General features: G+C 65.2%; 6 protein-coding genes. 2 read left to right on the forward strand and 4 right to left on the reverse strand.

Going from position 1 to position 8,683, the window contains the following annotated elements; genetic code table 11:
- Window positions 1–85 precede the first annotated feature (85 nt).
- Complete coding sequence (locus tag ACDELDRAFT_RS03350; protein WP_005793432.1) at window positions 86–1,360, reverse strand: amidohydrolase family protein; 1,275 nt, start codon at window positions 1,358–1,360, stop codon at window positions 86–88.
- Between the two features lie 221 nt (window positions 1,361–1,581).
- On the opposite strand from ACDELDRAFT_RS03350, the gene ACDELDRAFT_RS03355 reads away from it, so the two are divergent.
- Together ACDELDRAFT_RS03355 and ACDELDRAFT_RS03360 are read left to right on the forward strand one after the other, a co-directional pair.
- Complete coding sequence (locus tag ACDELDRAFT_RS03355) at window positions 1,582–3,084, forward strand: LamG-like jellyroll fold domain-containing protein (protein ID WP_005793434.1); 1,503 nt, start codon at window positions 1,582–1,584, stop codon at window positions 3,082–3,084.
- A gap of 421 nt (window positions 3,085–3,505) precedes the next feature.
- Window positions 3,506–5,239: a nitrite reductase gene (locus tag ACDELDRAFT_RS03360; protein ID WP_005793436.1), complete on the forward strand. Its 1,734-nt coding sequence runs from the start codon at window positions 3,506–3,508 to the stop codon at window positions 5,237–5,239.
- Between the two features lie 391 nt (window positions 5,240–5,630).
- Here ACDELDRAFT_RS03360 and upp read toward each other — a convergent pair whose 3' ends face one another.
- From upp to ACDELDRAFT_RS03375, 3 genes are all read right to left on the reverse strand, one after another.
- On the reverse strand, window positions 5,631–6,260 hold the full coding sequence (gene upp, locus ACDELDRAFT_RS03365; RefSeq protein ID WP_005793438.1) for a uracil phosphoribosyltransferase: 630 nt from the start codon (window positions 6,258–6,260) through the stop codon (window positions 5,631–5,633).
- Window positions 6,261–6,310: 50 nt separating this feature from the next.
- Window positions 6,311–7,285 carry a threo-3-hydroxy-L-aspartate ammonia-lyase gene (locus ACDELDRAFT_RS03370; RefSeq protein ID WP_005793440.1) on the reverse strand — a complete coding sequence of 325 codons (975 nt, stop codon included), beginning with the start codon at window positions 7,283–7,285 and terminating at the stop codon, window positions 6,311–6,313.
- A gap of 323 nt (window positions 7,286–7,608) precedes the next feature.
- Window positions 7,609–8,451, reverse strand: coding sequence for an enoyl-CoA hydratase-related protein (locus ACDELDRAFT_RS03375; RefSeq protein WP_005793442.1), 843 nt, complete (start codon window positions 8,449–8,451; stop codon window positions 7,609–7,611).
- Window positions 8,452–8,683 lie beyond the last annotated feature (232 nt).

Genomic DNA, 8,683 nt, shown 5'->3' on the forward strand with positions numbered 1-8,683 from the left:
CAGACTGTATAAGCGCCTGAAGCTTGTTTGGCTCAAAGTGGCACTTGCCGGGCTGTGTGACTGCGGTCTGTTGCGCCCTTCGACCCTAGGAGGCCAGAAAATCCACGCTGCCCGGCCTGCCGGGCAGTGCGAGGGCCGCCACCGTCGCAGGGCTGCCCGCGATCTTCTGGCCCCGCCGGTACACCGCCAGCCGTGTTGCGCGCAGCCGGATGGCTTCTGCCGGGTGGCGGGCCTGCAGCAGCACGAAGTCGGCATGGCATCCCGGTGCCAGCCCATACCCTTCAAGGCCCAGCAGCCGGGCGGGGTTGCTGGTTACCGCCTCGAAGCACTGGCGCATGGCGGCCTGGCTGGTCATCTGGGCTACGTGCAGGCCCATGTGGGCCGCTTCGAGCATGTCGGCGCTGCCGCCGCTGTACCAGGGGTCGAGCACGCAATCGTGCCCAAAGGCCACCGTGAGGCCGGCGGCCATGAGCTCGGGCACGCGGGTCAGGCCGCGGCGCCGGGGGTAGCTGTCGTGGCGGCCCTGGAGCGTGATGTTGATGAGCGGGTTGGCCACCACGCCCAGTTGCGCCTCGGCCATCAGCGGGATGAGCTTGCTCACGTAGTAGTTGTCCATGCTGTGCATGGACGTGAGGTGCGAGCCGGTGACACGGCCCTGCAGGCCCAGCCGCTGCGTTTCAAAGGCCAGGGTTTCCACATGGCGTGATTGCGGGTCGTCGGATTCGTCGCAATGCATGTCCACGCGCCTGCCCCGGGCAGCTGCCAGCTCGCACAGCAGCTTCACGCTGGCGGTGCCATCGGCGTAGGTGCGTTCGAAGTGGGGTATGCCGCCGACGACCTCCACGCCCAGGTCGAGCGCGCGCCGCAGGTTGTCCAGACCGCCCAGTGCACGCAGCACGCCATCCTGGGGGAAGGCCACCAGTTGCAGGTCGAGATAGGGCGTCACGCGCTTTTTCACGTCGAGCAAGGCGTGCACGGGCAGCAGGCTGGCGCTGCTGGTGTCCACGTGCGAGCGAATGGCCAGCAGCCCACGTGCCACGGCCCAGTCGCAGTACCGCAGCGCACGCTCGACGATGGCCTCGTGCACGAGGTGGGGCTTGAGTTCGCCCCACAGGGCAATGCCCTCCAGCAGCGTGCCGCTTTCGTTCACGCGCGGCTGGCCGTAGCTCAGCGTGGAATCCATGTGGAAATGCGCATCCACGAAGGGCGGGCTCACCAGCAGACCGCCGGCATCAACCGTCTCATGGGCGGGGGCCTGCAGGCCCTCGGTCACTTCGGCGATGCGGCCGTCCTGCACGGCAATTGACATGTGGCGGCGGCCGTCGGGCAGGGTGGCGTTGGTGATGAGCAGGTCAAGCATGGGCGCTGTCTGAAGTGTTGGTTGGGGGCCGTGCGAAGGGGCCGAGCGTTTCAGTTTAGGCGCAGGGAAGGCGGTGGCGGCAAGACGCGGCTGCCGGTGCCTGCGCACAGGTGGGGGCGGCAACCGGGGCGGATGGCAGGGGTGTGCCGTCGCCGCTCTGTCACGCGCCTGTGATCTGGCCGTGCGATCGTGTCCCTTTCATACCAACGGGAGGAGTCACCATGCAGAAAACAACGATCGCGGCCCTTGTGGCCACCGCCTTGCTCAGCGCCTGCGGTGGGGGCGGGGAGGTTGCCCAACCATTGGCCCAGGCCGTCGGCGCCAAGGCGCTTGCAGCCGGCGCCTACTGGAGCGGCATCGGCCGTGCCTTGCCCACGACCCCGCTGGGCCACCAAGTGGCGATCTCGTGCCACAACTGCTATGGCGACACCACCGCGGACACCGAGGCCAAGGTTTCGAAGGCGCTGGGCCGGGGTTTCGATCTGGTGGAGCTGGACCTGACCCTGCATTCGGATGGCAAGGTGTATGTCGAGCACAACGATGGCGAAATCGTGCACGGCACCCTGGATGCCACCCTGGCCAATGCCAGCCTGCAGCAGAGCGACCGCATGCTGTTTCTGGAAGTGAAGGAGGCCTATTCGTCGCAGGCCCTGAGCGACGCGCTGATGCTGAGCGTGCTGCGCACGGTGCGCGACAAGGGCTACGCCGCAGCGGGCCGCCCCGTCTTTCTGCGCGCTTTCATGGATGGCCGGCACCAGCATCTGGTGCGGGCCCAGGCCTTGCTGGCGGGCAGCGAGTTCGCGGGCATTCGTGACCATGTCCGCTTTCACACGCTGATCGAAAGCGACATCCGCAACAACATCCGCACCACCAAGAACCTGGGCTTTGATGGGGTGGAGTTCCAGTACCAGACGGCGGATCTGTTTGGCAAGCTGGAACAGGCGCGGCAGCTGGGACTGGGGGTGGGCGTGTACACGGTGCCCGCCACCATGGGCGAGGCCTTCATTTCGGCGCTGCGCGAAGATGTGGATTTCATCACCACCGACTACGACCTGGCGGCCACGCCCCTGGCCACGAACGTGCGCGCGCTGGCGCAGGAGAGCACGTCGCTGGTGTACCTGAATACGGCTGCGCAAAGCGCCTATCCGCTGAGCTACCGGCGCACCAACACGGCGGACTACTCCCTGGCCAGCGGCAGTACCATGCCCGCGCTGGAGTGGCTGTCCGTCACCAGCGACGAAGACCGCATCGGCGGCAGCATGGTGTTCACCGGCGCCCAAAGCGTGACCACCTGGGATGCCGACAACGCGGCGGACGGCGGCTTTCTCGTCACGGCCGTGGTCAACTTTGATGACCTGACTTCGGGTGCCACCGCCAGCATCGTGGCCAAGAGCGATGCCGGAGGCTTTGCCCTGGAGCAGGCCGGAACCCAGCTGCGCTTTGGCGTGCACGTGAACGGCGGCTACACCTATGCCACCACGCCGCTCATCGGCCTGAACGGCACCAGCTCGTACTTCATCATCGGTGCATACGATGGCAACGGTGCCGTGCGTCTGTGGGTCAACAACGTCGAGCGCACGGCCTCGGTGCCGGTCTCTGGCGGCGTCACGCTCAACAACAGCCCGGTGGTGATCGGTGCCGATCCCCAGGGGGCGACGGACCGCCGCTACTTCTTCAAGGGCAAGATCCAGCAGGTGATGGTGCAGAAATGGCGTAACCACTGACCACTGCGTCTGCCGGGCCTCGCAACGCGCTTGAGGGCGCAGCGGCAGGCACGGCGGTGTGGCCAAGCGCCTCGACCCGGGGCCGGCCTGGCAGGGCAGCCTGTTGGCCTTGGCTTGGTCGGGCTCTGCCCGGTGACCCGCGGCTTCAACACGCCAAAGTGCGGCATTTATGCGACTGAACGGGCGGCGAAGGTGATATCGCACCCGCGGGTGTTGGTTTAAGACCGGAGCTGTGGGATTATTGACATGCCGGTAGGGAATTGATTCACGTTAGATGAATAATTTGATGCGCATCAAAGTGGTCCCGGGGCACCCGTCGAAGAATGCCTTCAAGCCTGCCGAAACTATGTCGTCGCGGCCCTCGGCGGGCGATCCTGAGGGATGGAAATAGCGCATGGGCTGCGGCACACAAGGAGTTCCCATGACAACCCGAAAGCTGGCGCGCCTAGCGGCCCTGGCACTGTCCACTCTGGCACTGGCCGCCATGGCCCAACACAAAGAAGGTGCCACGGCCCCCGAGGTGAATTACCAGGCTGGTTCTTCGCCATTGACCGACACGCCGATGTACCAAAGTACGAACCCCAAGGCGCCCAAGATGACGCAGGCCGAGTTCGACCGCGCTCGCCAGACGTACTTTGAGCGTTGCGCCGGGTGCCATGGCGTGTTGCGCAAGGGTGCCACCGGCAAGCCTCTGACGCCCGACATCACCCTGGCCAAGGGTACGGACTACCTGAAGGTGTTCATTGCCTACGGCTCGCCCGCTGGCATGCCCAACTGGCAGACTTCGGGTGAATTCACCGAGGCCGATGTGGACCTGATGGCCCGCTACATCCAGCAAGATCCGCCCCAGCCGCCCGAGTGGAGCATGGCGGACATGAAGAAGACCTGGAAGGTCACGGTGGCGCCCAAGGATCGGCCCACCAAGAAGATGAACAACTACAACATCTCCAACATCTTCTCCACCACGCTGCGTGACACCGGCGAAGTGGCGCTGATCGATGGCGATACCAAGCAGATCATCAACATCGTCAAGACCGGCTATGCGGTGCACATCTCGCGCACCTCGGCATCGGGCCGCTACCTGTTCGTGATCGGCCGCGACGGCCGCGTCAACATGATCGACCTGTGGATGCCCAAGCCCGACAACGTGGCTGAAATCCGCATCGGTCTGGAAGCCCGCTCGGTCGACACGTCCAAGTACAAGGGCAAGGACGGCGACTTCACCGACAAGCTGGCCATTGCTGGCGCTTACTGGCCGCCCCAGTTCGTCATCATGGATGGCGATACGCTGGAACCCAAGAAGATCGTGTCCACCCGTGGCATGACTGTCGACACGCAGGAATACCACCCCGAACCCCGCGTGGCCTCCATCGTGGCTTCGCACTTCAAGCCTGAGTTCATCGTCAACGTCAAGGAAACTGGCAAGACGCTGATGGTCGACTACTCCGACATCGAGTCGCTGAAGATCACCGAGTTGGGTTCGGCCCGCTTCCTGCATGACGGCGGTTGGGATTCGACCAAGCGTTACTTCATGGTGGCTGCCAACAACAGCAACAAGGTCGGTGTGATTGATGCCAAGGAAGACAAGCTGGCAGCGATCGTGGATGTGGGCAAGATTCCCCACCCCGGCCGTGGCGCCAACTTCGTGCATCCCAAGTTCGGCCCCGTGTGGTCTACCGGCCACCTTGGCGATGAAACCATCTCGCTGATCGGCACCGATCCCAAGAAGCACAAGCAATATGCCTTCAAGGAAGTTGCCAAGCTGAAGGGCCCCGGCGGCGGCGCGCTGTTCATCAAGAGCCACCCCAAGTCCACCCACCTGTACTCGGACGCTCCGCTGAACCCCGATCCCAAGGTGTCCCAATCCGTTGTGGTGTATGACATCAACAACCTGGACAAGGGCTACACCGTGCTGCCGATCGCCGAGTGGGCCGGTCTGCCGGACGACGGCGGCGCCAAGCGCGTCGTTCAGCCTGAGTTCAACAAGGCGGGCGACGAAGTGTGGTTTGCCGTGTGGTCTGCCAAGGACAAGCAGTCGGCCCTGGTCGTTGTGGACGACAAGACGCTGAAGCTCAAGGCCGTGATCAAGGATCCGCGCATCATCACCCCCACGGGCCACTTCAACGTCAACAACACGCAGCACGACGTGTATTGATGTCCAATGGCTTCCCCGCGCAGTGGCAAGACTGCACGAGGGGCCTCAAGGCCAAAGCCGCCGGCAGGGTACGCCCCGCCGGCGGCTTTTTTTATGCCACGTGGCAAGTGGTCACCGGTCTTGCGCCGATTGGATGGGATCTCTGGTCGAGGGCAAGGTGAAGGAGTGGCGGGCGAGCGTTTGCGCTGGCGCACCCACTTGTGCACGCCAATGCCATGGCGCAACACGCACGGCAGAGCATGGCAGACCGGTGCTGCATCGCGCGATGCCGTGCAGGGGCGGGTTCGGCCGGGCGCTTGAAGGTGCGGGAGGGCGAGTGTCCTCTGTGCCAACGGCCATAGGTGCGGCCTGGGCCCAACTCCGGCGCGCCCGCCGTTGCCGGGGGGACTAGTTACTTGGTGCCGAAGATGCGGTCGCCCGCATCGCCCAGTCCCGGCAGGATGTAGCCGTGGTCGTTGAGTTCGCGGTCGATGGCGGCGGTGAAGATCGGCACGTCAGGGTGGGCCTTCTGCAGCGTGGCTACGCCTTCAGGGGCGGCCAGCAGGCAGACGAACTTGATCGAGCGGGGCTGCAGCTTCTTCAGGCGCTCGACGGCGGCGGCGGCCGAGTTGCCGGTGGCCAACATGGGGTCGACGACGATGATGTCGCGCTCCTGCATTTCGGAGGGCATCTTGAAGTAGTACTCGACCGGCTGCAGCGTCTGCGGATCGCGGTACAGGCCGATGTGTCCCACGCGGGCACCGGGCACCACGTTCAGCATGCCGTCCAGAAACCCGTTGCCCGCGCGCAGGATGGACACCAGCACGAGCTTCTTGCCGTCAATGACCTTGCCGGTCATGGTTTCAAGCGGGGTTTCGATCTGCACGTCCTGCAGCGGCATGTCGCGCGTGACTTCATAGGCCATCAGCGTGGAGAGCTCGCCCAGCAGGCGGCGAAAGCTGTTGGTGCTGGCGTCTTTCTTGCGCATGAGCGTGAGCTTGTGCTGGACGAGGGGATGGGTGATGACGGTGACGTTGCTCATGAGCGAAAGACCTTGTGATTGTGGTTTTATGGATGATGGGTGGCGCAGAGTCAGTCTGCCAGAAAGCGGGCATAGCGCGCCATGTCGACGTTGCCGCCGCTGATCACGATGCCTACCCGGGCGCCGCGCACGTCCACGCTGCCATGTTCCGCGCCGGCAAAGGCCAGGGCGCCCGTGGGTTCGACCACGATCTTCATGCGTTCGGCGAAAAAGCGCAGGGCTTCCACCAGCTGCGCGTCGGTGGCCGTGACCATGTCGTCAGCCAGCCGCTGGATGATGGGAAACGTGAGCTGGCCCAGCGCCTGGGTCTGCGCGCCATCGGCAATGGTGTGGGGCGTGGGAATCTGCACGATGTGGCCCGCGCGGTAGGACTGTTGGCCATCGTTGCCGGCCTCGGGCTCCACGCCCACCACGCGGCAGTGCGGCGCCAGTGCCTCGGCGGCCAGCAGGCTGCCCGCCAGCAGGCCGCCACCGCCCACGCAGACGAAGAGGTAGTCGAGGTTGGGCACTTCTTCCAGGAGTTCCTTGGCCATGGTGCCCTGGCCTGCGATGACGTGCGGATGGTCGAACGGGGGCACCAGGGTCATGCCGCGTTCCTGCGCCAGGCGGCGGCTGATGGCCTCGCGGTCTTCGGTGTAGCGGTTGTAGGTGACGACCTGTGCGCCGTATTCGCGCGTGGCGGCCATCTTGGCGGCGGGCGCGTCTTCGGGCATGACGATGACGGCGGGCATGTCGAGCAGCCGGGCCGACAGCGCGATGGCCTGGGCATGGTTGCCGGCCGAAAACGCCAGCACGCCGCCGCGGCGCTGTTCATCGGTGAACTGGGCCAGGGTGTTGAACGCGCCCCGGAACTTGAAGGCGCCCGTGCGCTGCAGGTTCTCGCACTTGAAGAACAGCTGCGCGCTCAGGCGTTCGTCGGCGGTGGTGGAGCGCAGCACGGGCGTCCGGTGCGCCATGCCCTGCAGGCGATGGGCCGCTTCGGCCACGTCGGCGTAGGTGGGCACGGAAAAGGGCGTCTGGGTCATGGCGGCATCCTTGTGCGGTGCGGGGCACCAGGAAGCGGCGCCTACGCCGTCGCATCATAGTCCGTTGCCATGCCATTTCAAGCGAAAAGCCCCGCCAGCGCTTAGCCCATCTGCGCATTCAGCTATGGATTTTGATGCAAGGCCATGGGGCGCATTGCGCAAGCCGGCCCAGGGTGCGGGAGCACTGCCTTGCTGTCGGCTGCCGTGCGGCCAGGAAGTCTAGGGCGGGGCTGGTCGGGCCGCTATCGATGGCATGGGCCCTGCCTGGCGTTGGCAGGCCGCCAGCCGTTGGCAGCCGTTGCCAGCGCGCAGCACGGCTGGGCTCAGCCCAGGTCGCTGAAACGCTGCAGCGGCGTGAGCGCCGGAAAGTTGCCCGCGCGTTTTTGCTTCATGGCCGTGACCGACTCGCGCACATGCTGGTTGCTCCAGACGGCGCCCTGCAGCCAGCCCATCTGGCGCAGGCTGTCTTCCACGCTGTGGTCGCGCGCGTAGTTCACCGCCTGCTTGGTGCCCCAGATGGCGACGGGCGGCTTGGACGCGATCTCTTTCGCGCACTGCAGGGCTGCGAAAACCATGGCCTCTTGCGTGTCGAACACTTCATTGACCAGGCCATACCCGAGTGCCCGGTGTGCGCTCAGGCGGCGGCCCGTGTAGGCCAGTTCTTTCACCGCGCCCATCGGAATCAGCTTGGGCAGGCGCTGCAGCGTGCCCACGTCGGCCACCATGCCGATGTTGATTTCCTGAATGCAGAAGAATGCGTCCTGCGTGGCGTAGCGGATGCAGCCGGCCGTGACCATGTCCACCGCGCCGCCGATGCAGCCGCCATGGATGGCCATGATGACGGGGATGCGCAGGCTCTCGATGCGGGTGAACGTGGCCTGCATGTCGGTGAGCAGGTCAAAGATGGCGGCCCGGCCCTCGGGGCTCTGGTCGTCCATCGTGATGGCGCCGCCAAAGGTTTCCAGCGCCATGCCCGCGCTGAAGTGCTTGCCGGTGCTGCTGATGACCAGCGCCCGCGCCTCGCCCGCCTGGTGCAGCTGGGTCAGCACCATGTCCAGCTCGCGCCAGAAGGTGGGGTGCATGGTGTTCATGGCCTCGGGCTGGTTCAGAACCAGATGGGCTACGTGGTCGGTGGTGCTGAGGGAGAAGCAGGTGAGGGTGTTCATGGGCTGTCACTGTAGGCCTGCCGGCGCTCCGGTGGTCGTCGCCTGGGCGACTTTCAGGTCGAATGTGCCTCTTGCGCTTGCTGGATGTTGATTTTCAGCTATCAAAAAAGAAGTATTCTGGAAGGCCGCGCTTGCGGGGCCTAGCCGGTGTGTTCATCGGGTTGCCCCGGCTGCGGCGCGCGGGCGCTGCTGTGGCCAGAGGGGCTGCGAGTGCCATGGCAAACACGTGCGG

The sequence above is a fragment of the Acidovorax delafieldii 2AN genome (genome assembly GCF_000175235.1).
In the GTDB taxonomy this organism is placed as follows: domain Bacteria; phylum Pseudomonadota; class Gammaproteobacteria; order Burkholderiales; family Burkholderiaceae_C; genus Acidovorax; species Acidovorax delafieldii_B.

What these genes read in the sequence shown, in the direction of transcription:
- ACDELDRAFT_RS03375 (WP_005793442.1), bottom strand. Translation starts at nt 8,451, where the DNA reads ATGAACACCCTCACCTGCTTCTCCCTCAGCACCACCGACCACGTAGCC.
- ACDELDRAFT_RS03360 (WP_005793436.1), top strand. Translation starts at nt 3,506, where the DNA reads ATGACAACCCGAAAGCTGGCGCGCCTAGCGGCCCTGGCACTGTCCACT.
- ACDELDRAFT_RS03370 (WP_005793440.1), bottom strand. Translation starts at nt 7,285, where the DNA reads ATGACCCAGACGCCCTTTTCCGTGCCCACCTACGCCGACGTGGCCGAA.
- upp (WP_005793438.1), bottom strand. Translation starts at nt 6,260, where the DNA reads ATGAGCAACGTCACCGTCATCACCCATCCCCTCGTCCAGCACAAGCTC.
- ACDELDRAFT_RS03350 (WP_005793432.1), bottom strand. Translation starts at nt 1,360, where the DNA reads ATGCTTGACCTGCTCATCACCAACGCCACCCTGCCCGACGGCCGCCGC.
- ACDELDRAFT_RS03355 (WP_005793434.1), top strand. Translation starts at nt 1,582, where the DNA reads ATGCAGAAAACAACGATCGCGGCCCTTGTGGCCACCGCCTTGCTCAGC.